The 23,176-nt window shown below is 72.9% G+C and carries 18 protein-coding genes; 10 read left to right on the top strand and 8 right to left on the bottom strand.

Translation table 11 applies throughout. From position 1 onward, the window contains the following. The first annotated feature begins 5 nt into the window (after positions 1–5). Positions 6–680, top strand: a complete 675-nt coding sequence (locus GA0074692_RS26370; RefSeq protein ID WP_141725415.1) for a hypothetical protein — start codon at positions 6–8, stop codon at positions 678–680. A gap of 68 nt (positions 681–748) precedes the next feature. Then, on the top strand, positions 749–1,486 hold the full coding sequence (locus GA0074692_RS26375; protein WP_091648757.1) for an SDR family oxidoreductase: 738 nt from the start codon (positions 749–751) through the stop codon (positions 1,484–1,486). Between the two features lie 75 nt (positions 1,487–1,561). Here GA0074692_RS26375 and GA0074692_RS26380 read toward each other — a convergent pair whose 3' ends face one another. The 5 genes from GA0074692_RS26380 to GA0074692_RS36215 all read right to left on the bottom strand — a co-directional run bounded on the left by GA0074692_RS26380 (position 1,562) and on the right by GA0074692_RS36215 (position 11,278). Then, on the bottom strand, positions 1,562–3,382 hold the full coding sequence (locus GA0074692_RS26380) for a hypothetical protein (protein WP_245730472.1): 1,821 nt from the start codon (positions 3,380–3,382) through the stop codon (positions 1,562–1,564). A 509-nt stretch (positions 3,383–3,891) separates the two neighbouring features. Beyond that, positions 3,892–6,747, bottom strand: coding sequence for a hypothetical protein (locus tag GA0074692_RS26385; protein ID WP_091654123.1), 2,856 nt, complete (start codon positions 6,745–6,747; stop codon positions 3,892–3,894). Positions 6,748–6,802: 55 nt separating this feature from the next. Then, on the bottom strand, positions 6,803–8,590 hold the full coding sequence (locus tag GA0074692_RS26390; RefSeq protein WP_091648764.1) for an HSP90 family protein: 1,788 nt from the start codon (positions 8,588–8,590) through the stop codon (positions 6,803–6,805). Positions 8,591–8,777: 187 nt separating this feature from the next. Then, positions 8,778–9,896: a glycoside hydrolase family 183 protein gene (locus GA0074692_RS26395; RefSeq protein ID WP_091648767.1), complete on the bottom strand. Its 1,119-nt coding sequence runs from the start codon at positions 9,894–9,896 to the stop codon at positions 8,778–8,780. Positions 9,897–10,129: 233 nt separating this feature from the next. Further along, positions 10,130–11,278: a helix-turn-helix domain-containing protein gene (locus GA0074692_RS36215; protein ID WP_141725416.1), complete on the bottom strand. Its 1,149-nt coding sequence runs from the start codon at positions 11,276–11,278 to the stop codon at positions 10,130–10,132. Positions 11,279–11,454: 176 nt separating this feature from the next. Between GA0074692_RS36215 and GA0074692_RS35005 the strand changes: the two genes are divergently transcribed. Both GA0074692_RS35005 and GA0074692_RS26410 read left to right on the top strand, forming a co-directional pair. Beyond that, the gene (locus GA0074692_RS35005) at positions 11,455–11,943 is read left to right on the top strand and encodes a peptidase inhibitor family I36 protein (protein ID WP_176738586.1); all 489 of its coding nucleotides are present in this window, start codon (positions 11,455–11,457) and stop codon (positions 11,941–11,943) included. Positions 11,944–12,192: 249 nt separating this feature from the next. Beyond that, the gene (locus GA0074692_RS26410; RefSeq protein ID WP_091648777.1) at positions 12,193–12,696 is read left to right on the top strand and encodes a hypothetical protein; all 504 of its coding nucleotides are present in this window, start codon (positions 12,193–12,195) and stop codon (positions 12,694–12,696) included. Between the two features lie 101 nt (positions 12,697–12,797). Here GA0074692_RS26410 and GA0074692_RS26415 read toward each other — a convergent pair whose 3' ends face one another. Further along, complete coding sequence (locus GA0074692_RS26415) at positions 12,798–15,410, bottom strand: CHAT domain-containing protein (RefSeq protein WP_091648780.1); 2,613 nt, start codon at positions 15,408–15,410, stop codon at positions 12,798–12,800. 169 nt (positions 15,411–15,579) lie between these two features. Between GA0074692_RS26415 and GA0074692_RS26420 the strand changes: the two genes are divergently transcribed. Genes GA0074692_RS26420 through GA0074692_RS26430 form a run of 3 tightly spaced genes read left to right on the top strand, consistent with a single transcriptional unit; the run spans position 15,580 to position 18,006 of the window. Continuing rightward, positions 15,580–16,893: a S8/S53 family peptidase gene (locus tag GA0074692_RS26420; protein ID WP_245730474.1), complete on the top strand. Its 1,314-nt coding sequence runs from the start codon at positions 15,580–15,582 to the stop codon at positions 16,891–16,893. Continuing rightward, positions 16,890–17,567, top strand: a complete 678-nt coding sequence (locus tag GA0074692_RS26425) for a sigma-70 family RNA polymerase sigma factor (RefSeq protein WP_091648784.1) — start codon at positions 16,890–16,892, stop codon at positions 17,565–17,567. The genes GA0074692_RS26420 and GA0074692_RS26425 overlap by 4 nt, the downstream gene beginning before the upstream one ends. Next, on the top strand, positions 17,542–18,006 hold the full coding sequence (locus GA0074692_RS26430) for a hypothetical protein (RefSeq protein WP_091648787.1): 465 nt from the start codon (positions 17,542–17,544) through the stop codon (positions 18,004–18,006). The genes GA0074692_RS26425 and GA0074692_RS26430 overlap by 26 nt, the downstream gene beginning before the upstream one ends. A 164-nt stretch (positions 18,007–18,170) precedes the next feature. Here the strand turns inward: GA0074692_RS26430 and GA0074692_RS26435 are convergent, their stop codons facing one another. Both GA0074692_RS26435 and GA0074692_RS26440 read right to left on the bottom strand, forming a co-directional pair. Continuing rightward, entirely contained in the window at positions 18,171–19,220 is a 1,050-nt protein-coding gene (locus GA0074692_RS26435; protein WP_141725417.1) for a hypothetical protein, read from the bottom strand. Between the two features lie 182 nt (positions 19,221–19,402). Beyond that, positions 19,403–19,870 (bottom strand): septum formation initiator, encoded by a 468-nt coding sequence (locus tag GA0074692_RS26440; protein ID WP_091648794.1) that lies wholly within the window; start codon positions 19,868–19,870, stop codon positions 19,403–19,405. Positions 19,871–19,971: 101 nt separating this feature from the next. On the opposite strand from GA0074692_RS26440, the gene GA0074692_RS26445 reads away from it, so the two are divergent. From GA0074692_RS26445 to GA0074692_RS26455, 3 genes are all read left to right on the top strand, one after another. Continuing rightward, entirely contained in the window at positions 19,972–20,667 is a 696-nt protein-coding gene (locus tag GA0074692_RS26445) for a response regulator transcription factor (RefSeq protein ID WP_091648797.1), read from the top strand. After that, on the top strand, positions 20,664–21,971 hold the full coding sequence (locus tag GA0074692_RS26450) for a sensor histidine kinase (RefSeq protein WP_091648800.1): 1,308 nt from the start codon (positions 20,664–20,666) through the stop codon (positions 21,969–21,971). The genes GA0074692_RS26445 and GA0074692_RS26450 overlap by 4 nt, the downstream gene beginning before the upstream one ends. A 227-nt stretch (positions 21,972–22,198) precedes the next feature. Beyond that, the gene (locus tag GA0074692_RS26455) at positions 22,199–22,735 is read left to right on the top strand and encodes a PepSY domain-containing protein (RefSeq protein WP_091648803.1); all 537 of its coding nucleotides are present in this window, start codon (positions 22,199–22,201) and stop codon (positions 22,733–22,735) included. Positions 22,736–23,176 lie beyond the last annotated feature (441 nt).

The raw sequence follows: 23,176 nt of genomic DNA on the forward strand, positions 1-23,176 counted from the left end.
CCACGATGTCCAGTTACCCCGCCCGTACCAGGCTCGGTGCCCTCGCGCTCGCTGTCGCCGGTGTCCTGTTCGTCCTCTATCCGGCGACCCGACCGTGGCACGACGAATCCACAGCCGACGGCGCGGCCCAGGCGATGGGCTCCGACTGGTGGGTCGCCTCGCACCTGTTCGCCATGATCGGCTTTATCCTGGTGACGCTGGGTCTGCTCGCCGTACGCGACGCGGTCCGGCACACCCGGGCCGAACGGCTCGCCTTCGCCGCCGTGGTGACCGGGTGGATCGGCGTGGGGCTCGTCCTGCCCTACTACGGTGCCGAGGACTTCGGCCTGCACGCCATCGCCGGCAAGTACGCCGCCGGGCAGCCGCTCGACCTGCTCGACCTGGTCGAGACGGTGCGGTACGACCCGGTCGCGATCACGACGTTCGGGATCGGCCTGATCACGCTCGGCGTGTCGGCAGTGCTGACCGCCGTCACGGTCTGGCGCTCGGGGGTGCTGCCACGCCCCAGCGGCATTCTCTTCGCGCTCGGCTTCGCCCTCTTCCTTCCGCAGTTCTACACGCCGGCAGCCGTCCGGGTTGCCCACGGTGTGCTCGTCGGGGTCGGCTCGGTCTGGCTGGCGCTGGCCCTCTGGCGGCGAAGTGGCAGGCAGGGGCCGCAGTCGGCCGACATCTCCGTTTGATCTAATCCGGGGTCGGGGAGCGGCTTCGCCGCGCCGGACCCCCTCGATGATCAAGGAGTGAGTCGACCATGACCGTCTCGCAGCGGGTCGCGATCGTCACCGGCGGAGCCCAGGGGATCGGACGCCAGATCGTGAAACGGTTGGCGGCGGACGGCTACGCGGTCGTGCTGAACTTCGCCACTAGCAAGGTCGAGGCGGAGCAGACCGTGGCCGAGGTCGTCGCCGCCGGTGGCGACGCCGTCGCGGTGCAGGCCGACGTCGCCGACGAGTTCGCGGTGGCCAGACTCTTCGACACCGCCGAGCGGACCTACGGCGGGATCGACGTCGTGGTGAACTCGGCCGGGATCGCGGTCCACGGCCGGATGACCGACCTGGACCTCGCAGAACTGGACCGGGTGTACCGGACCAACGTCCGGGGGACCTTCGTGGTCGACCAGCAGGCGGCCCGCCGGGTCCGGTCCGGCGGCACGATCATCAACATCTCCAGCACGACGCCGAAGCTGTCCATGCCCGGCTACGCCGCCTATGCCGCGAGCAAGGCCGCGGTGGACGCGGTCACCCTGATCCTGGCTCGGGAACTCGGGGAACGCGACATCACCGTGAACGCGGTCGCCCCCGGGGCCACTGCCACCGCCCTCTTCCTCCGGGGCAAGGACGAGGAGACCATCGCCCGGATGGCGGCGGCGTCGCCGATGAACCGGCTCGGCGACCCGGCCGAGGCCGCCGAACTGGTGGCCTTCCTCGTCAGCCCGGCCGCCCGTTGGATCAACGGCCAGGTGCTGTACGTCAACGGAGCCGCCGCCTGAACTGGCATTCAACCGAAAACAGCGGCCGGATGGCGTTGTCCGCCATCCGGCCGTTGCCTTTTCGTATCGGGTTGCTCAGCCTGCGGGAACCAGCTTGAGCAGTTCCCAGCCGCCTTCCGGCACATCGTCCGTCGGATCGGTACGCAGGTTCATTGGGTTGGCCGTACCGATGTACAGGCCCGAACCATTGGGAAGCATCGTCCGGAAACCGTAGTTCAGGTGGTTGCCCAGTCCCTTGGTGTCCACCGCCGTGGCGGGGTGCAGGGTCGACTCGTACATCCACAGATCGCCGCCGTAGATCGCCGGGTCGATCACGATCGGATCCAGTTCCTCGCTGAGCCCGGTGGCCGCGTTACGGAAGCCCATCTGCGCCGCCGTTTCGGGCAGCAGGTCCTTTGCGAGGTAGCTCCAGTCCATGGTGCCGATGAACAGTCGTCCGCCGGCCACCTCCATGGTCCAGGTGTAGTTGGTGTAGATGTTGCCGAAACCGATGCGGCCGTGCAGTGCGCGGTGTCCGGTGGAGATGTTCTCCCAGGCACCGGCGCCGTTGTTCGCGGTCGCGTCGTACGCCGGCAGTTTCTCCTCGCCGTAGAGCAGGTCCACCTGTTCGAAAAGGGTGTCGAACCGCTTGCCCCGGAAGATGCTCACCGCGCGTTGGGAGTTCTCCAGCAGTGCACGGGCCTCGACCTCGTCTCCCGGCGGGTACGCCTCGGCGACCTTGCTCGTCGACTTCATCGGCACGTGCATCGTGCCCCAGTAGAGGTACCCGTCGTACGACATCAGGGCGCCGAGGCCGTACGTGGCGGCGATGATCGGATCCGGCTCGTACGAGGACGCGCTCCAGACCAGCTTCCAGCCCCCGGCGTCGCCGGCCGTCAGTCCGGGTTCGCCGTTCGCCAGCGGCGGGCTCATCCACACTCCGGCGACCCCGGGATCCGCGTCCTCGACCGGCTTGATGCCGATGAGGCCGAGCAGCGGGTCGAGGAGGTTTCCGATCAGCCCGGAACTGCCGGTCGTCGAGCCTGCGGCGAGCGCGCCACCGCTTGCGGCCGACCAGGTGCTGACGAAGATCCGGCCCTCGTGTACCGCCAGGTCCGCCACCTGGGCCGCCAGTTGCCCGACCTCGACGAAGTTGAACGGGTTCGTCCGGTCCCCGGCCCAGCGCAGGACGTATCCGCCCTCCCGGCCGTTCGCGCCGACCCCGACGCCGGCGTAGAGAACGTTGTCGGCGATCACGAAGTTGCGGATGTTGCCGTACTTGGGGAAGTTCGCCGAGCCGAGGTACTGCCCGGTCGTCGTGTCGAAGGCGAACATGCTGACCGACTGCCCGAGGGCGGGCCCGGCCAGGATGACCACGCCCTGGTGCGTCGCGCCGGCCCGCAGTCCCAGGGTCCGGCGCAGGCGGGAGGCGTCGTCGGCCGAGCGGTTCTTGATGTCGTCCGTCTTCTCCGTCAGCACCCGGGAGGTCTCGTCGTAGACGTAGGCCCGGGGATGGCGGTGGTCGCCGACGTTGGTCGGCATGGTCGGGTTCTGGTCGACGATCTGGCTTTCCGCGAATTCGCACACGTAGTCGTCGTTGAGCCGGGGATTCGGCCGGGAGAGGGTCGTACCGCCGACGATGCAGTTGACGTTTGCCCCGGTGCCGAACCACAGGCGATTGTTCGCCCGGGCGAGCGACCACACGTAGGCCTGGTTGACCTTGGGTTGTCCCTGTTCGCACGGGGGACCGGCCGGGTAGGGCATGCCGATCCCGTTGAAGCACTCGTCGGGAGCGGCCTTTGCGAGCAGCTCGTGCTGGAAGGTCGGTGGTGTGGGCGGCAACAGTCCCGCGATCGTCGTGCCGGCTGCCGCGGACGGGGTGGCGGCAAGGGCCGGCAGGACGCCGAGAACGACCATGGCGGACAGTAAACGCCAGCGAGGCATTCTGACCCGGTGCATCCCTTTCCCTCTCTTCCGGCGCGATACGCTCGCGCCGATATATCGGTTTGCCGTTCCCGTTGGCCGTGCCTCGCGATGAGGCGCGTACGTCAGGCGCGGCGCGCATTCGCCCTGGTCACCGGCCATGGAACAGTTAGCTGCTCGACGGTACGACCGGGCTTGATAGCTTGATGTCAATCTCAAGCGTCGACAGCGTACCGGCGTCGGTAACTCCTGTCAGCCGTACCGCGCAACGGCGATTACTCAACTTCTTCGACTTGACAGAAAGCCGACCTGTCTGCGGATTTCCGGGTTTCGAGTGCTATCGGCGAGGACGCGGAACACGACGATCGGCAGCCGGCGGCGGACAACCGGTTTGTCCTGGTCTCCTGCGGGAACGGGGTGGTTGGAGGTTTCGACAGACGAGCCCACCGCGAGGAGCCGGACCTGTGGCACACCGCTGGACCGTGGTCGGGCAGGCCACCCGGTCAGTGGTCGTGGTCGAGGTCGTGCTCCTCGCGTACCGCGGTCGCCTCCTCCGGCCGGCCCAGCTCGTCCAGCGTCCGGGCCAGCAGCCAGGCGGTCTGCTGGGCCGGACGGGAGCCGGCGGGCAGACCGCCGAGCACCCGGCGCAGCAGCCGTTCCGCCTCTTCCGGCCGGTGAAGCTGGAGCAGCAGGTCACCGGTGAGGACCTCCACCTGGGCCGCCTCGCCGAACGCCTCGATCGACCGGAGCCGGTCGGGCACCCCGGTCAGCCGGTCGAGCGCCTCGCCCGGTCGGCCCTCGCCGGCCAGCACCCGCGCCCCGGCCTCGGCCGCCAACGCCAGCTCGTACGTCACCGGCGGCTCCTGGTCCGGCTGCCCGGCGAGCGCCGCCGCGACCCGGTCCACCACCTCGACCGTACGCACCGCCGCAGCGCTGTCGCCGGACCAGAGCCGGGCGTACGCCTCGCGGCGGCGGGCCCGCAGCTCGTCGAGGGGCAGCCCGGCCAGTCCGTACGCGTCCGCCGCAGCGGCGAACCGCTCTGCGGCCAGGGCGTCCCGGTCGGCGTCGTAGAGGATGCCGCCGGCCTCCTCGAGGGCCTGGGCCCGGTGCGGGAGGTTGTCCGGCCCGTCCAGGTTCTCCGCGAGCTGCGCCAGCAGCGCCAGCGCCGGATCGATCTCGCCCAGCCCCTCGTAGATGCCGGCCAGCAGGTGTCGGCAGCGGTCCGCCTCGGCCTGCGCGCCGAGCCGGTCGAGCCCGAGCACCGCCTCCTCCGCGACCTCGGCGGCCTCGCCCAGCCGGCCGGCGACCCGGTACGCGTTCGCCAACTCCCAGCGCAGGAAGGCATCCCCCTCGACGCCGCGCTCCACGCAGAGCGTCACCGCCTCGGCGAAGTCGTCCACCGCCTCGTCGGCCCGTCCGGCGGCCATCAGCGCCCGGGCCCGGGTGACCCGTGCCGGCACCAGCAGCTCGGCCTGGGCCACACCCAACGCCTCGTCGCAGGCGGTCACCGCGTCCGCTGGGTCGTCCGCCGTCCGGGCGGCCGCCAGGCAGGCCACCGCCAGCAGGTCGTTGACGCCCAGCTCCCGGGCGAGCCGGCGGGCCTGTTCCGCCGACTCCTGACACTCCTGCTCCCGCTCCAGGTCGGCGAGGAGCTGGGTGCGGTGCAGCGTCACCCGCAGCGCCAGATACGGATCGCCGCCCGCGTCGGCCGGTACCCGGTCCAGCATCACGAGCGCCTCGTCCCAGCGTTGCCCGTAGGCGAGGGCCAGCGCGACCCGGTCGTGGGCGGCAGCGCGCAGCCGGTCGTCGCCGAGCCGGTCCAGCACCTCGGCGGCGGCGTGCACCAGCGCCAGACCCTCCTCCGCCTCCTCGGTCCTGGCGAGCAGTACGCCGAGCCGGCCGGCCACCACCTGGGACCGGACCTCGTCGCCCAGCTCCCGGTACGCGGCCAGTGCCGCCCGGTTGGCCTCGATCGCGGCCGGGGACTGCGCGTCGTCGCGCAGTTCGGCGACGCGCAGCTCCAGCCGGTGGGCTGCCGTCGCCGGGGAGACCTCGGTCCCGGCGAACCGGGCGTCGTACGCGGCCAGGGCAGCCCGGAGGGTGACCTGGTCGTGCCGTCGCCAGTGGTCCTCGGCGAGGTCCAGCAACTGGTCGGGGCCGGCGTCGGCGGGGATCTCGACCGGGGCGGGCACCGGTCCGCCCGCCGTCGTGTGGGCGCCCGTCGCGTCGGCGGTCGTGGCACCTGAGGCCGTACCGCCGCCGGTCGGCCCGGTGCCGGCGGCCGGACGGGCCGGACGGCGGCGCAGGCTCGCCGAGAGCGGCAGGTGCTCACCGGTCGGCCGGACCGCCAGTCGGCTGGCGACCAGCTCGGACTGGTGGGTGGTGCCGTTGCGGGCGTCGAACCGGGCGGCCAGCGCGGTGGCGGTCTCCGCCAGTTCGTCAGCGAGTTGCCCGGCCGGGACGTCCGCCGCCGGACGGTCGCCGGCGGCCCGCCGGTACACCGTCAGCGCGCCGTCCACCTGCCGCAGCGCGGCCGACGCGGTGGCCGCGAAGTGCATGGCGGCGGCCGGCGAGGGCGCCCGGTCCAGCCAGTCCAGGTGTCGCTCGACCAGCTCCAGGGCCTGGGCCCCGTTGCCGGTGACGGTACGGAACTCGATGTGGTCGCCGATGTCCCACAGGTCGGCGAGGTTCCCCCGCATCCGGCGGTACGCCTCCCGGTGCGCGTCCCGCGCCTCGGCGTGCCGGCCGGTGTGCAGGTACGGCCCGAGGAGCGCGGTCAGGATCGCCTGCGGCTGCTCGGTGCAGGTGAGGCGTCCGGCGAGCACCGGCTCCGCCAGGGCCACCGCCTCGGCGTGCTGACCGGTGCCGGCCAGGTACTGCACCTGGGTGGTGGGGTCGCAACCGGCACAGTCGGAGAGGTCGTCGCGCGGCGTCGTCTGCCAGAGTCGGTACCAGTGCGCCGCCGCCTCGGCGTCGCCGACGTGGTCGGCCACCCGGAACCGGTGCTTGTGCACGGCCTGGAGGCTGTGCCCGCCCGCGCGGTACCGCCGCTCCATGTCGTCGAGCACCCCCTGGGTGCGGTCCAGCGGCACCTCGGGGAACTTCAGCAGGCCGTTGACCATGTACTTGAAGTGCCAGAGCAACTGCCCGGCGTGGCGGGCGTGGTAGGGCTGCGGGTCCCGGTCGAACTCGGCCAGACACCAGGAGAAGGTCACGAAGGACTTGGCCGGCTCGCCGCCGTAGGTGTAACCGTTGGTGGCCTGCATGCGGGTGACGAAGGCCAGCTCGCGGTCCCCGGCGGCGTCGACCCGCCGGAGCAACTGCTCCAGGGCGGCGATCTGCCCCGGCCCGTACGGCATGTTGTTGACCTCGCGGAGCACCCGCCACAGGTCCTCGTCGGTGGTGGACAACCGTTCACTCCCGTCCCGGTACGGCCCGGCCGAGCAGGCCGAGGAAGGAACTGTTCAGCAGCGCGGCGTCGGCCGCGCGGATCGGATGGTGCCCGAGCAGCAACGCCTGCCCGTACAGCGCCTCGACGGCGAGCCCGACCAGCTCCGGCTCGGTGAGCGTGCTGACCCGGCGGACCAGCGGGTTCCGGTGGTTGAGTACCAGTTGCGGGCGGTCCGGCGGGGCGGACGCGGCGAGCGCGTCGAGCACCCCGCCCCACAGCTCGTCGGCCCGGTCCCGGCTGGCCGCGAGCTGGTCGTTGAACGCCGCCGAGCGACTGACCAGGTAGAGCGCCGGCAGCGACACCGGGTCGTACGCCCGGATCACCACCTCGCAGCCGGTCCGGTCCAGGGCCCGCTGGGCGGCGGCGAGGAACGGCCGCAGGGCCAACTCGACCTGCGGGTCGAGCGCGTCGAAGCGGGTGGTCAGGTCGCTCGGCTCCAGCCGTTCGATGAGCACCGACCGGTCCACCGTGGGCAGCCGCTCGATCAGCTCGGTGTCGTACGTGTAGCCGCCGTTGACCACGGCCAGGTCCTGGGCGGCGGCCACCGCGGCGAGCTGGCGGAACTCGTCCAGGCTGGCCGCGTACCGGATCAGGCCGTGCCGCTGGCGGAACTCGGCCAGCGTCAGCGTGCCGACGTTGGTGTCCATCGGCCACCACTCGTCGACCAGGCGGAGCATCTCGTCGTCGTGCAGCGCCAGCGCCTTCACCCCGAGGTGGTGCACCTGGAGGAACTCGGCCAGCCGGCGCGGGTCGTGCTTCGCCAACCGGACCAGCCAGCCGCGTACCTGGTCACCGAGGGCCTCCCGGGTCGCGGTGAGCAGGGTGTCCTCGTAGAGCGCCTCCCGGCTGGCGGTCGGCCGCAGTTCGCTGGCATCCACCACGCAGTGCGCGAAGAAGGCCCAGTCGGGCAGCAGGCCGTCGGCGTGCTCGGTGAGCAGCATCCGCTTCAGGTAGACCCGATGGCCGGCGCGGGCCGCCGGATTCACCGGGCCGGGCAGGACGAACGCGACGCCGGTCAGCCCCGCCTCCGGCACCGACAGCGGCAGTACGTCGAACGGGTCGAAGCCGAGCGTCTCGCGCGCGTACCGGACCAGCGCGGCCCGGTCCACCGGGGCGCCGGGCGTGGTCGGCCAGGGCGGCGGGCCGGCGGTGGTCACCACGTCCCCGACCCGGACGGTGACCGGCAGCAGCGAGCCGAAGAGCCGGGCCAGTTCGGTGACGGTCGGGGTGGTGAACCACTGGTCGGCGTCCCGGCGCGGGACCAGCGTGACCGTGGTGCCCGGTTCGCTCCGGCCGGCGCCCGGCGGGGCCGGCTCGACGGCGTAGCGGCCGTCGGAGTGGCCGGTCCAGCAGACCGTCGGCTGGTCACCGTGCCGGGTGAGCACCCGGATCTCGTCGGCCACCAGGAAGCAGGAGAGCAGCCCGATGCCGAACTGGCCGAGGAACTCGTGCCGGGAGAAGCCCAGCTCGTCCCGCTTGGAACTACGGCCGATGGTGGCCAGCAGCTCGTGCACCTGCGCCTCGGTGAGGCCGATGCCGGTGTCGTGCACCCGCAGCGTCCCGTCGCCGGTCAGCTCGGGCGGCTCGATGCGGATCAGCGCGGGCGCGTCCGGCTCGGCCGCCCGTCGTGCGGTGATCGCGTCCACCGCGTTCTGCATCAGCTCGCGGACGTACACCCGCGGGCTGCCGTACAGGTGATGACTGAGCAGGTCGACCACGCCACGGAGGTCGACCTGGAAGGTGTGGTCCACGCCTGAGTGCTCCCCGTCCTGAGTCGGCGACCACCGTACCGATGATCACCGACACACACCTCCCCCTTTCAACCGGCGATTCGCCGGTCGGCGGGTCAGGCTGTGGGCGGGGTTCCGGTCGTGGGTGCCGGCGCAGCGGATGCGCGACGCCGAGCCGGCACCCGTGCCGACCGGTCGAGCCCGTCCGTCACACGGTGCCGACGTACTGGCTGACGTGGTAGGCGGTGCTGCGGCCGTCCGGGAGGCGGGTCCACTTGGAGACCATCAGGTGCAGGCCGTTGGCGCTGCTACTGGACCAGGGGTGGATGAAGCCGCCGTACAGGCCGGGCTCCTGCCAACTCGTCACCTGGATCTTCTCCGGCGTCCAGACCTGGTCGGGACCGGTGGCGGTCCGGGTCACGATGTTGCCGGTCGCGGCGTTCAGGTACGCCATGACCCAGGTGCCGTCGGCCAACCGCCGCACCGACGGCTCGCCGAACCGGCCGTTGAGGATCGGGCTGCACGGCCGACCCCAGCCCCAGTTCGAACCGTTCCAGCCCCATCCCTCGTACGACTCGGGGTAGAACAGCCGGTCCCAGCGGACCCGGCGCAGCATCATCGGACCGTCCTGCCGGCCGGACCGCACCGAGAAGACGTAGACCCAGTCCCCGTCGCGTTGCATGGTCCACATCTGGAACGGGTCCTTGTTGTCCGGGCTGTTCCACCACTTCAGGTTCGTCCGGACGAAGTCGTTGCCGTTGTCGGAGTAGGCGATTCCCGCGTACCGCGACTTCCAGTGCGGCCCGGCGGGGCCGACCGAGTGCCAGTTCTCGATGCTCATGTACGAGACGAGCTGCCGGCCGGTCTCCGGGAAGCTGATCCCGTCGTTCGGGATGACGGTGACCTCCCACAGCCCGTCGATGCCGATGCCGTTGTGGCCGTTGTGCATGATCTCCGGGGCACGCCCGTTGCCCCACACCTTGGCCGCGCTGTCGAAGACCACCCCACCCGCCGCGCCCGGGTGGACGGCGGAACGCAGCATGACCGGCGAACGCCAGTCGTTCGGCAGCGGCGGGCCTTCCGGCCACGGGGTGTTGAAGGTGTCCCCGAAGAGATAGCCGATCGAGCCGTTCTCCAGCACGTACGGGATACCCAGGTCGGTGCCGGCCACCTGCCAGCGGTGGTTGGTGTCCAGGTCCGCCCCGGTGAGCCGCTTCTTCCAGGTGGCGGCCTGCGCCGTCCCGGGCAGCACCAGGGCGGACCCGGCCACCCCGGCCGCGCCGACGGCGGCGATCCGGCCGAGCAGCGCGCGACGATTCATTCCCATGGCTGTCCTTTCTCGACCCCCGTGCCGGGTCAAAGGGTGGCTTCGCCGTTGAGGCCGAATGCCCGGAGTGTTGCGAAGACTGAGACATGTGTCAATGTATCCGGTGGGGCTTTCCTTCATTTCTGACACCGTTACGAGAAGCTGTTGACGCTGGCCGACCTCGTCGTTTGCGGAGGCGGCTCACGCGTCCGGGCCGGAAACCGGCACGAGGTCGGCTCGTGACGGGAAGGGGATCAGCCGGCGCTCGGGTAACGGCAGGCGGACGCCGCTGCCGCGGCCTGCTGCCCCGGGTCGATCGGCATCGGTACCGCCCGGCCGGGTCCGGTCGACCGCACCGCCCGGATCAGCCCGGTCGGGCTGTCCCCACCCAGGCAGGCAGCGGCGACGAGGACCGCCGCACCGCCGGCCGGCGGGTCGGTCCGGGCGCTCGCCCCGACGGCGGGATCGCGTACGTCGACCAGGCCGATCTGGCGCCAGCCGGATCCGCCGTCGGGGGAGGTGGCGAAGCCGACGACGTCCAGACCGGGGCCGGTGGCGCGCAGAGTGAGCGGGCCGGAGCGGTCGGCCGTGACGGAGAAGTCCAGGGTGCTCGGGAGCGGCCGACCCTGCGGGCACTCGGACGCGCGCAGCCCACGGGGCGGGTTGCCGTGGACGACCGCCGAGGAGACGACCCCGCCACCGGCCACCGTGAACCAGCGCACGTCCGGGGTGCCGCCGGTGTTGTCGTAGACCTTCTCGCCGACGCAGAAACCGGTGAAGCCGACCGTGCAGCCGGCCGGGATGGTGGTCTGCACCGGCTGGTCCCGGCTGGCGCCCCGCCGGACGTGGGCACCGGCGCCGTACGTCGTCCCGGTGAAGGTGGCGTCGGCCGGCAGCCGGGGACAGGCGGGGGGAGCGGAGGACGGTGCCGTCGCCGGAGGACTGCCACGCCGGGCCACCCCGACCGCCGTGGCGACCGTGATGGCGGTGGCGGTGGCGGCCACGGCGGCCAGCAGTGCCGGCCGCCGCCAACGGCGCGGGAGCGGTCCGTCCTCGTCGGGCGGGCCATCGGCCGGGTTCACGTTCCCGGTGTCGGTTGGGCGTTGTTCGTCCGCCACCTCGTGCCAGCGCCGCCGCCACTCGTCGGGGTTCCCGCCGCACGCGCCGACGTAGGCGAGCAGCACCTCCAGGGTGGGCAGCCGGGTGCCGCCGGCCGCCTCGGAGAGAGTGGTCGCGCTGTAGCCGGCGGTGCGGGCGAGTGTCCGGTAGGTGGGGTTGCCCGCCTCGGCACGGAGCTTGCGCAGCTCGTACGCGAGAGCCTGCACGGGTCCGGCGGTCGGATCGACGGGTCGCTCCTGACGGGCCACGTACTCCTCCAGGGGTTCACGGGCAGTCCGGTCCATGGTTACCCACGGTGTCGAACTGGATCCAGAGAGCTGTCGGAAACTCGTTCGACCCGCACCGCTGTCCGGAATTGATTGACCAGCTCAGAAGGGTGTTCCGGTCAATCCGTCCGGCGCATAGCAATGGATGCGGGGCGATCGACCGGTCGCTCCGCATCCGACGAGAGGAGAGAGCTGTGCGGACCCGAAAGACCACCCTGGCCGGTGCGGCGATCGGCGCCCTGGGGCTGCTCGGTGCGCTCGGCGCGCCCGCTGCCGCCGCCCCGGCGGCCCGCAACTGCGCGATCAACCTGGACACCGGGGCGTGGTCCTGTGCCGGGAGTGAGGAGCAGGCGCTACGGGACGTGGGTGCCCAGGCCAGCATCGTGATCGCCCGTACGTACGACGGGACCAACTACACCGGCACGGTGCTGGCCTGGGCCCAGTCCCGGCAGTGCACCTCGTCGTACGACAGCGAGTGGCAGTGGGCTGACCTGCGGAGCACCGCAGCGGGGAACATGAACAACCGGATCAGCTCGGTGCGCACCTACAACCAGTGCGACGTGAAGCTCTACGACGGGCTGAACTTCTCCGGCGCCGCGTCCACCTGGATCGACGCCTCGGCCAACCTGGCGAACATCGGCACCGGCTGGAGCAACCGGGCGAGTTCCATCAAGTTTTCCTGACCGCGCCGGTCGGGTCGGGCCTCCTCGCTCGGCGAGGGGCGAGTGGAGGGGCCCGCCCGACGCGGGTGCCCGGGGTCGCTCACGCGGCCCCGGGTGCCGCCGTCCGGCATCCGCGCAAGGTGCGATGACCGGGGGAAACGCCTGGCATGTGGGTTTCCCACATAGTTATACTCATCGATATCTGGTAGGAATTCTTCAAGCCGGCCTGCTCACTCGGAAAGTCCCACCCCCTCGTGAACGGGAGAGCCGATGTCCCCCACCCGACCCGGTCTGCGGCGCCGCATGCTCACGCTGCTGGTCGCCACCGTCGCCGCCGTGACCACCGCCCTCGGCCTGGCCAGCCCGGCCTTCGCCATCAGCCACTCCAGTGCCACCACGCAACTGCGCAACGCCGGGATCTCCTGGACCTCCAGCGGCGGGTGCAGCGACCGCAACAACCCGACCTGCACGTCCTTTGACGGCATCCGTCAGGCGACCATCGACGGGATCATCACCTTCAAGCGGGCCAGCGGCTGCGGCATCATCATCACCGCCGGCACCGAGACCGGCCACGCCGGCGGCACCTACAGCCACTGGAACGGCTACAAGGTCGACATCGGCCTGAGCACCTGCATCCAGAACTACATCTCGGCGAACTACACCTACGTCGGATACATCTCCGGCTTCGGCTACCAGTACCGGGCGCCCTCCGGCAACCTCTACACCAAGGAGGGCAACCACTGGGACATCCTGTACTACACCTGCGGCTGCTGATCTGTCCGCCGCTCGGGGCCGGCACCGGTGACGGTGCCGGCCCCGCACGTGTCCGCCGTTCTTTTCCGGCCGGCGGGTGAGCCCGGCAGCCCGGCGGCTGCTCATCCGGCGCCGAAGCAGACGAAGGCGGCGGCGGTGGCGTGCGCCGCCCCCGTCCCGCCACCGTCGTCGAACGCCCGCTGGGCCTCGGCCAGCGCCACCGCCGGGCCGGCGCCGCCCCGCATCCGCCGGTGCAGGTCCAGCATCAGCGCGGTGGTGAGGTCGGCCGGCACCGGCAGGACGGTGGCCACGAGGCTGCGGGTGCCGAGCGCCAGCAGCACCGCGGTGAAGCCCATCACCTCGTCGCCCGGCCGGACACCAGCCCGGCCGGAGTCGCACGCCGACAGCACCACGCACCCGGGCGGGCTGGTCAGCCGCTCCAACTCGTACGCGGTCAACGGCCCGTCAGCCAGTTCCAGCGTGGAGAAGAGCGGGTTGTCCGCCCGGAACCGGCCGTGCGCGGCGATGTGCGCCAGCCCCGCGCCGTTGAGCGCAGAGGTCACCGCGTCGGCGGTGGCGGCGGCCCCGGTGAGCGGGCGGGCGCCGGGCAGCACCGTGCCGAGCTGGCGTACCTCGGCCTCGGCGGCGGACAGCCGGGGCCCGGCCACCAGCACCGGCGGCCCGACCGGCCCGACCCGACCGGCGGCCCGTAACCAGGCCGTCGCCGAGGGCGCCACGGTCACCGCCCGGCCCGCGCAGGTCGGCAACCCCGCCCACGGTACGGCGTGCAGCTCGCCGATCGGCACGATCACCAGTGGCCGGTCGCCGAGCCGGCGGCGTACCGGGTCGAAGAGCTGCCCGTCCAGTGCGGCGGCGGTGTGCGCCACCCCGGCGCGGGCGTCCGCACTGTCGCCGGTGGTGACCAGCCGGCGCAGCCCGAAGCGGTGCCGCCGGGCCACCCGTACCGCCTCCGCGAGCGGCCCCAGGTCGTGCAGGCTGGCCCGGCCGTCGCGGACCAGCACCGCCCGTAGCCGGTCGCCGTGCGCGACCAACTCCAGCAGCACGGCGTTGCCGAGCGCCGGGGCGAGCGCCGGTACGTCGGGCGGCCGGAGCAGTTCACCGCCGCCGTCCACGCCCCGGGCCAGTTCCCGGATGCGCTGCTCCAACCGGGCCTGGCTGCGTCGCAACGCCTGTACGGGGTGGCCGGTGAGCAGGGCGTCCTCCAGTGCGGCGCTGACCATCCGCAGTTCGGTCAGGGCGGTCGCCAGGTCCGGGTCCTGGGGCGGGGAGACCGGCCGCATCCGCAGCGCATTGGCCCGCCACCGTTCCGCCCAGGCCAGCACCCGGGTCGGGGCACCCCGCCGGACGGCGATGTCCAGCCCTTCGGCGGCCAGCTCGTGCCCGTACGCCCCGCTGTGCGCCCGCAGCTCGGTCGCGCCGAGTGACGCGCGGTGGCCGTCCAGCACCGCAAGTCCCCGGCGCAGGGCCCGCGCCGCGCCGGACTCGTCGCCGTCCAGCCTTCGGCGCAGGGCGAGGGCGTACCACCCCTGGGCCCGGCGGGGCGCGGTGCCCCGACGGCGGGAGTCGGCGGCCACCGCCAGCAACCCGGCCGCCCGGTCGGTACGCCCCAGCGCGGTGGCGAGCCGGGCGGCCTCGATCCGGGTGGTCAACGCAGGGCCGGGCCAGCCGGTCGCGTCGAGCTGACCGGCGGTCCGCACCATCGCGGCGAGCAGGGCCGGTGACCGGACGCCCTGGGCGTACCCGGCCCGCAGTTCGACGTGGCGGGCGAAGGTGGCCCAGGTGCGGCGCCCCTGCCGGCGGAACCGGCTGCCGGCCGCCGCCGCGGCCTCGGTGGCGGTCGGCAGGTCACCGGCGAGCAGCGCGGCGCGAGCCCGGGCCAGCAGCGCCTCGGCCAGGTCCGAGGCCATCCCCCGGCGACGCAGCTCGGTGACGGCGGTGGCGGCCACCTCGACCGCCTCGTCGATCAGCGGTACGGAGAGCAACAGCTCGAACCGGTCCAGCAGCAGCGCCGGTCGGGGCACCGCGAGCCGCCGGTACTCGGCGTCGACCGTGGCGAAGCAGCGCAGCGCGCCGGCCACGTCACCGCGCTGGCCGGTGGCGATGCCGCTGTTCCACCGGGCGTCGGCGGCGGCCAGGTCGAGCCCGAGCAGGCTGAAGGCGGTGGCCGCGCGGTGCAGGTCGTCGTCGGGTCCCCGGCCGGAGCCCCGGTGTGCGTCGATCAGGCCCCGGTTGTTGCGGGCACGGGCCTCCAACAACAGGTCGCCCTCCCGCTGGGCGACCTCCACGGCCACGCCGTAGTCCCGGACCGCCTCGTCGAACCGGCCCCGGTAGTGCAGCACCACGCCCCGCTGCATCCGGGCCCGCCCGGCATCCGCCCCGGTGAGCAGGGGAAGCGCCAGGGTCACCGCGCGCAGGGCGGCGGTGGTCCGGCCGGCGTTGGCCAGCACGTACCCGAGGCTCATCCGGGCCAGCGCCCGGAGCCGGGGGTCGTCGGCGGCCCGGACCGCGCGGCGCAGGTGACGCAGTGCCCCGGGCAGGTCGTTGAGTTCCCGCAGGGCCAGACCGATGGCGCGTTCGGCGGTGGACCGCGCACCGGAGTCCGGTGCGCCCGCGAGCACCTGCCGGGCGACCGCGATCGCCTCGTGCGGGTAGCGCTGGACCGCGTCCAGGGCGGTCTGTGCCGCGCCGGCACCGGAAACGGTCCGGTCGGCCATGCGGAGAAGAATCCCCGACCGGCGCGCTCCGGTCAATGTCAGGGACCGGACGCAGCGTGATCAACGATTGACACCCGGCTATCTTCTGAAATAATTGTCCTGCTCGGAGAGCGTTTCGTGACCGCCTGACCGTCGTCGGCCACGCGTCTTCCACTCGCCTGGAGGTCCGGTGTCACCCGACCACCGCAACGTGTCGTGTCCGTCCGGGCAGGTCTCCCGTCGACGGTTGGTGGGGTGGTCGGTGTTGGCCGCCGCCGCGGTGCCGCTCGGCGTACTCGGCCGTCCCGGGCCGGCCGGTGCCGCGGAGTCGCCCGACCAGGCGTACCAGCGTGCGTTCCTGGAGGCCGTGGCCGCCGACCCGACCGTCCGCCGGCACACCGTTCAGGGCCGGGAGTTCCTCTACCGTCCCCGGCAGCTCCTGGTCGCCCCGCAGGATCTCGCCCGGGTGCTCAGTCGGCTGCGCGGCTGGGGCCACCAGGTCGTCGAGGTGGCCGGGTTCGGCGGCGTGCGCCGGCTGCTGTTCCAGCAGGAGACCGACATTCCCGGCGTGGTGACGAAGCTGCGTGACCCACGGCAGTGGCCCGGCCAGCCGGTCCCGCTGGTGCAGCCGCACCACGTCCTGCTCGGCTTCGGGAACATCATGGGCAACCCCGGTGGGCCACCCCGGGTGGCCGCTCCGCTGCCGGCCCCCGATCCGGCCCGGCAGGGCGAGGGGGCCGGCGTGACCGTGGGGGTCTGCGACACCGGCATCTGGCGCCGGGCCGGCACCGCCCACCCGCAGTGGCTCGGCGGCAGCTACCTGCCGGAAACCGACGACGAGGACGCGCTCTACCTCGGCGGCACCCAGCTCGCCCTCCAGGGCGGCCACGGCACCTTCGTCGCCGGGGTGGTCCGGCAGGCCGCCCCGGGCGTCCGGTTCGACCCGGAGGCCGCGCTCACTCCGACCGGGATCGGAGACGAGGAGAGCCTGGTCGCCGCGCTCGGCCGGCTGAGTTCGGCGGTGGCGATCGTCAACCTGTCCCTCGGCTACTTCACCCAGGACGACCAGCCGCCGCTGCCGGTGGCGAACGCCCTCGCCGGGCTGCCCCGCACGGTGGCCGTGGTCGCCGCCGCCGGCAACGCCGGCACCACCCGCAAGGCATGGCCGGCTGCCCTGGACCAGGTGGTGGCGGTGGCGGCGGTGAGCGCCGGCCCCACCGGCCCGGTCCCGGCCACGTACAGCGGCCACGGCTCCTGGGTGGACGCCTGCGCCCAGGGCGACCGGAACAGCACCTACGTCGACGGCGAGCTGTACCTGTCCGGCCAGCCCACCCTGCTGTTCCACGGCTTCGCCGCCTGGGCCGGCACCTCCTTCGCCACCGCCCACGTCTCCGGGCGGATCGCCGCGCTGATGACCGCCACCGGACTGGACGCGGCCTCCGCTGCGGCGCTCCTCGTCGCCGGCCCGGTCTGGCACCCCGACTACGGCGTGCTGGTCGGATGAGCAGCGCCGACCACCGGGCGGTGCCCGGCACCCCACCGCCGCGCGACACCGCCGCCCTGGTGTCCGCCGCCGCCGCTGGCGAGGAGTCGGCCTGGGCGGAGCTGGTCGGCCGGTACACCCCCCTGGTGGTGACGGTGATCCGCAGCCACGGGCTGGACCGGGTCGACGCCGCCGACGTCAACCAGACCGTCTGGCTGCGGCTGGTCGAACAACTCGGCCGGTTGCGCGAGGCGCACGCCCTGCCGGCCTGGCTGGTCACCACCACCCGGCGGGAGTGTCACCGGCTGCTGCGGATCGGCCGGCGCACCCAGCCGTTCGACCCGTACGACGACTCGGTCGACGGGCACACCGGCGTCTTCCTGCTGATCGACCCGGCCAGCCCCGACGAGGACCTACTGCGGGCCGAGCGGCAGCAGGCGTTGCGGGACGCGTTCGCGCAGCTCCCGACCCGCTGCCGGGACCTGCTGGCGCTGCTCGCCGGAGATCCTCCGGCGAGTTACCGGGAGGTCGGTGAGCGGCTCGGCATGCCGGTGGGCAGTGTCGGTCCGACGCAGGCCCGTTGTCTGGCGAGGCTGCGTGACTGCCCGGCACTCGCCCCGTATGTTCGACTGTCCCCGGGCGGGGCGGAGGGGACCGGAGGTGAACGCGATGGAGCAGTGGCCGCCCGCCGGTGACGACGCGCTGCTGGTCGAGCTGGGTGCCGCCCTGCGCGACCCGGGGCCGGTCTCCGAGGAGTTCCTGGACGCGGCGCTGGCTGCCTTCGCCTGGCGTACGGTCGACGCCGAGCTGGCGCTCGCCGAACTGACCTTCGACTCGGCCAGTGACCGGGAACCGGCCGGCCTGACCCGCTCCACCGGTGCCGAGCGGACGTTGACCTTCCGCAGCGGGCCGGTGGTCGTCGAGCTCGAGGTGACCGCCACCGGCATCGTCGGGCAGCTCTCCCCGGCCCGTCCCGGTCGGGTCAGCGCCCGCACCGCAGCCGGTCAGTACGACGAAGTGCCGGTGGACGACGTCGGGTTCTTCTCGATGGGGGTGCCGCCGGCCGGTCCGGTGCAGTTCCGCGCCAGCACCACGAGGTACGCCGTACGAACCGCCTGGGTCAGCCTGCGCTGAGCCGCGCCCGCTTTCCCGTTCGGCCCGCGTGCCGTCGGCCGCGCCCGGGATGCGGCGGGGCCGGTGGTCGGTCCGGTCGCGGTCCTCGCCGCCGAAGGTGATTGGCCGGACACGCCGGAACGGAGGCCGCGGGTCCCGTCCGCGACCTCCGTTCCACCCCCTCGTCAGCGCATGGCGGCTCGCTGACCCACCGTCACGTCGTAGCGGACCCCACCCAGGTCCGCCCGCTCCGCGCCGGTGTTGTCCGGACCGAACTGGGTCACCCGTACGGCCATCGGCTCCTTCGTCACCGTGGTGGCGGTGAAGTTGAGCGACAGGGTGAGTCGCTCCTTCGGGTTCAACGTCAGGTTGTCCAGGCTGGCCTGCCCCGGCTCGACGATCTCGATCTGGTTACGGCCCAGGTCACGGACGCCCTTGCCGGCCTTGCCACCCTGTACCCAGCGCTGGTAGAGCGTGGTTCCGAGGTCGGCGACGAGCCGGCCACCGGCGACGCGCAGCGGCGCGCCGACCTCGCTGAAGGCCAGGGTGTTGCGGGTCACCCGGGGCGTCGTGTTGCCGATGGCGAACGGCCGGACCTGGGCCAGCCCGCCGGCCTCCACCTCGACCGTGTCCACGTTGCGCCAGGCGATGTTGTTGTTGTGCCGAGTGTTGATGTTGATGTCCGGACCCTCGAAGTTCATCGGGTCGTTCGGGGAGACCCAGCGGGCCACCAGGCAGTAGTGGCCGGGGCCGGGCACGTTGTCCCACGGGATGACGACGGTGGTCACGCCCGGCGAGGCGACCGGCACGGCCTTCCAGCCGATCTGCGTCCAGCCACCCGGCCAGATGGCCCCACCACCCGGCACGGTCCGCCACACCTCGAGGTAGCCCTCTTCGGTGTCGCTTCCGCCGTACGGGCCGGGGGTGTTCAGGTTGACGAAGACGTAGTTGCGCACCCCGACGATCGGGTTCTGACTGCTGCTGCACCCGGTGGCGTAGTGGCAGACCTTGATGTCCGGGCTCTCCCAGAGCGGGTCGTACCCGTGCGGCTGGAGTCCGACGTCCGACGGGTGGTCCTTGATGAAGACGTCGGCGGCCATGAGGGTGCCGACGTCACCCGAGCGGTCGAGTGGCGCCGCGGTGGCCGAGGTGACCGTGAGCAGCGCCGCCGTCGCCGCCCCGGTGAGCAGGGTGAGCACGGTTCGACGGGTGCGTTGCGTCAGACGCGTGGACACGTTTCCCTCCCGGTGCTGGGGGTCCCGCGACCGGTGGCCGGCGCGCGGGTGGACACCCTTACCGAGGGGGATCGGCGGACGAAAATACGTCCGGCGGTCCGCTGCGTTGTCAGATGGCGGAAGTTCACGACAGACGCGGTGAAAGGCGGCAGAAGCCGTGGATCAGCCCGTGGGCGGATCCCTCAGTCGTCGTCCTCTTCGGCCACCGGCTCGTCGCCGACGCAGCGCACCTTCAGTTCGTGTTCGCCGGACGGCCCGACGAAGCTGACCTCGACGTCGTCGTCCGGGCCCCGGTCGGCCTCACCCACCCGGTAGCCCTGCGCCGGTGCCCAGGAGACCAGCCGTACCCCGTCCGGGCCGCACTCGGCCACCGCGCTGCCGCCGGTGGTCGCGAAGACCCGCCGTACGCCCGACGGGGCGGAGGTGGTCGGCGACGGCGTGCCGGGGGTGGACGGGCCGGCCGGCGGTGCCGGGCCGGAACCGGTCGGCTGCGGCGTGGCCAGCGCCCGTTCGACCTCCTCCTGGCTGCGTACGCCGCCCGGGGTGCCGGTGATGCTCTCCCCGACCAGCCGGATCGCGGCCACCCCGACCAGGGTGACCAGCACGGCGGTGACCAACCAGCCGGCGACGGCGAGGAACGGACGACGCATGCCCCGACTATCCCCGATCGCGGGTTGGGGCGAGCACCGGACGACGATAAGGGAGGGTTAAGGCGCGGGCCGGAGCCGTCGCAGGCGGCTAGCCTGCCTGTGTGCCCCGCCTGCTGCTCATCGAGGACGACCTGTCGATCCGGACCCCGCTGGTCCGAGCGCTGCGGGACCGGGGCCACGCCGTGGCCGCCGCGTCGACCGCGATGGACGGGCTGCGCGACGCTCTCGACAACCGGCCGGACCTGGTCGTGCTCGACCTCGGACTGCCCGACCTCGACGGTCGGGAACTGCTGCGGATGCTGCGCGCGGTCAGCCCGGTGCCGGTGATCGTGGCCACCGCCCGCGACGACGAGACGGAGATCGTCCGGGTCCTCGACGCGGGCGCGGACGACTACGTGGTGAAGCCGTTCACCGCCGCCCAGCTCGACGCGCGGGTCCGGGCGGTGCTGCGGCGCGCGGCCTCGGCCGCCGGAACGGACGACCCGACGCTGGTCGTGGGCGGGTTACGGGTCGACCCGCGGGCACGGCAGGTGACCCTGGACGGTGAGCCGGTCGAGCTGACCCCACGCGAGTTCGACCTGCTGCACCACCTGGCCGCCCACCCCGACGAGGTGGTCACCAAACGCGAACTGCTGACCGAGGTCTGGCAGATCCCGTACGGCGGCGCGGACAAGACCGTCGACGTGCACCTGTCGTGGCTGCGCCGGAAGCTGGGCGAGAGCGCCCAGCAGCCCCGCTACCTGCACACCGTCCGGGGAGTGGGGGTACGGCTGACGCCGCCGGGGGAGGCCGGGTGAGGGCGCGCCTGGCCCTGCTGGCCGCTGCGGTCAGCGTGCTCACCCTGGTCGCCTTCCTGGTGCCGCTCGCGCTGCTGGTGCGTACCGTCGCCGAGGACCGGGCCACCGTCCGGGCCACCGCCGACGCGCAGAGCCTGGTGCCGGTGGTGGGTACGGCCGACGCCGCGACGATCCGGCTGACCGTCGAGCAACTCGCCGCCGACTCCGGTCGGCCGGTCAGCGTCTTCCTGCCCGACGGCACGGTGCTCGGCACCCCGGTTCCGCGTACCCCGGCGGTGGCCCTGGCGGCCCGGGGCCAGAGCCTCACCGCCGAGTCGGCGGGGGGACGCGAGGTGGTGATCGCGGTGCAGGGCCTGCCCGACGGCACCGGGGTGATCCGCACCGTGGTGCCGGGCGCCGAACTGACCGCCGGGGTGGGCCGGGCCTGGCTGGTGTTGGCCCTGCTCGGCATGCTGCTGGTGGTGATCGGGCTGGTGGTGGCGGACCGGCTGGCCCGCTCCCTGGTCCGGCCGATCAGTGAGCTGTCCGCGGTGTCGCACCGGCTCGCGAACGCCGAACTGGACGCCCGGGTGACCCCGGCTGGCCCGGTCGAGCTGCGCGAGGTGGCCGGCGCGCTCAACCATCTGGCCGGCCGGATCCAGGAGCTGCTGGCCCAGGAACGCGAGCAGGTGGCCGACCTGTCGCACCGGCTGCGTACCCCGCTGACCGCGTTGCGGCTGGAGGCCGAGTCGTTGGGCGACCCGCAGGACGCGGCCCGGATCACCGCCGCCGTGGACGGACTGGAGCGGGCGGTGACCGGTCTGATCCGGCAGGCCCGGCGGCAGCGGCCGACAGCCGCCCCGACGGGCTGCGACGCGGCGGCCGTGGTCGCCGACCGGGTGGCGTTCTGGTCGGTGCTGGCCGAGGACACCGGGCGGACGGTCCACTGCGCGCTGGCGGCCGGGCCGTTACCGGTCGCGGTGGCCGCCGACGACCTGGCGGCAGCGGTGGACGCGCTGCTCGGCAACGTGTTCGCGCACACGCCGGACGGCGCCCCGTTCACCGTGCGGCTCGCCCCGGTGGCCGGCAGGAGCGCCGGGTCGTACGGGCAGGTGCTGCTCACGGTGGCCGACGAGGGGCCGGGCATGCCGCCCGACACGGTCCGCCGGGGGGCCAGCACGGCCGGGTCGACCGGTCTGGGGCTGGACATCGCCCGCCGGGCGGCGGAGGCCGGCGGCGGACGGCTGGAGCTGCGGACGGGCCCGACCGGCGGAGCCGAGGTGCTGCTCTGGCTCACCCCACGAGCCACCCCGACCGCCGCTTAGCGCGGCACCCACGGCCGGGCTCCCGCTTGCCCCTGCTTGCTCCCCGCCATGCGACGGATGATCAACTCCGTCTGCGGCATGTCGGGGTCTCCGGTCGATCGGACACCCCCGTTTGCGGCAACTCGGGTCAGCTTCCGGCCTTAACCGGGCCTTAGTGTCGGTGCAGCGCGCCGCTATCCCGCTTCGACCGATCCTCGTAGGCAGAACCCGAGGAAAGGTGCATCGAGATGAAGCGCAACCTGATCCTGGCGTCCCTGGGCGGCGTGGCGGTGCTGGCGGTGGCCGGAGCGGCGATCGGCACGGCTGCCGCCAGCGAGCAGAGCGGTCGTACCACCCTGACCGCGGCGACCACGGCCCCGACGGCCACGACGACCCCCGACGACAGCGGTGGCGCCACCCCCACGAGGAGCCCGGGCGACGACGACACCGCCACCCCCACCGCTCCGGCGGCGACCAGCACTCCCGCCTCGCCGTCCGGTGGCCCCACCCCGACGACGGGGAACGCGGTGGACGAGAAGCGCGCCGGAGAGATCGCGCTGGCCCGCTCCGGTGGCGGCCGGATCGTCGAAATCGAGGCGGAGACGGAGCACGGCCGCCGCGTGTGGAGCGTCGAGATCGTGAAGGGGGGAACCGAGCACGAGATCGACGTGGACCGGGCCAACGGCAGCGTGGTCAAGGCGGAGCAGGAGCCGGTGGACGACGACGATGACGACGACGACCGCGACGACGATGACGATGACGACGACGACCGCGACGACGACTGACCGAAGCTGACCGGGCCGGTGTGGTGGTGAGCCGAGCACCGGCCGGCGCGGGCCCCGCTCCCCTCGGGCGAGCGGGGCCCGTTCCCGTACGTGCCCGCGTCGCTCAGGACCGGCGCGCGGAACGGTCCGGCATCGGTCGGACGGATCACACTCGTTCCACCAGTCGGGACGCTGCCCCCGGTGGACGTCGTAGCCGGTCGGAGGTCGCCAGTCTCCCAGAAGACTGTTCGAGCGGCGGAGATCGATGGAAGCCGAGTTCGCTCACACCATCCAATTGCGAGGATATCGGCGTGGAAACCTTTGTCGTCACATGAATCCGGCGGATTTGGCCGTATGCTGTTGGCCGGTTTCCTCGGTGGGACTGCGCAGCTCAGGCAGGCACTTTGCCTGCCGGACGCGATGCCGGGGCGATGGGTTTCGTCGATGGATGCCGGATCACCG

It is taken from the genome of Micromonospora pallida, assembly GCF_900090325.1.
GTDB lineage: Bacteria > Actinomycetota > Actinomycetes > Mycobacteriales > Micromonosporaceae > Micromonospora > Micromonospora pallida.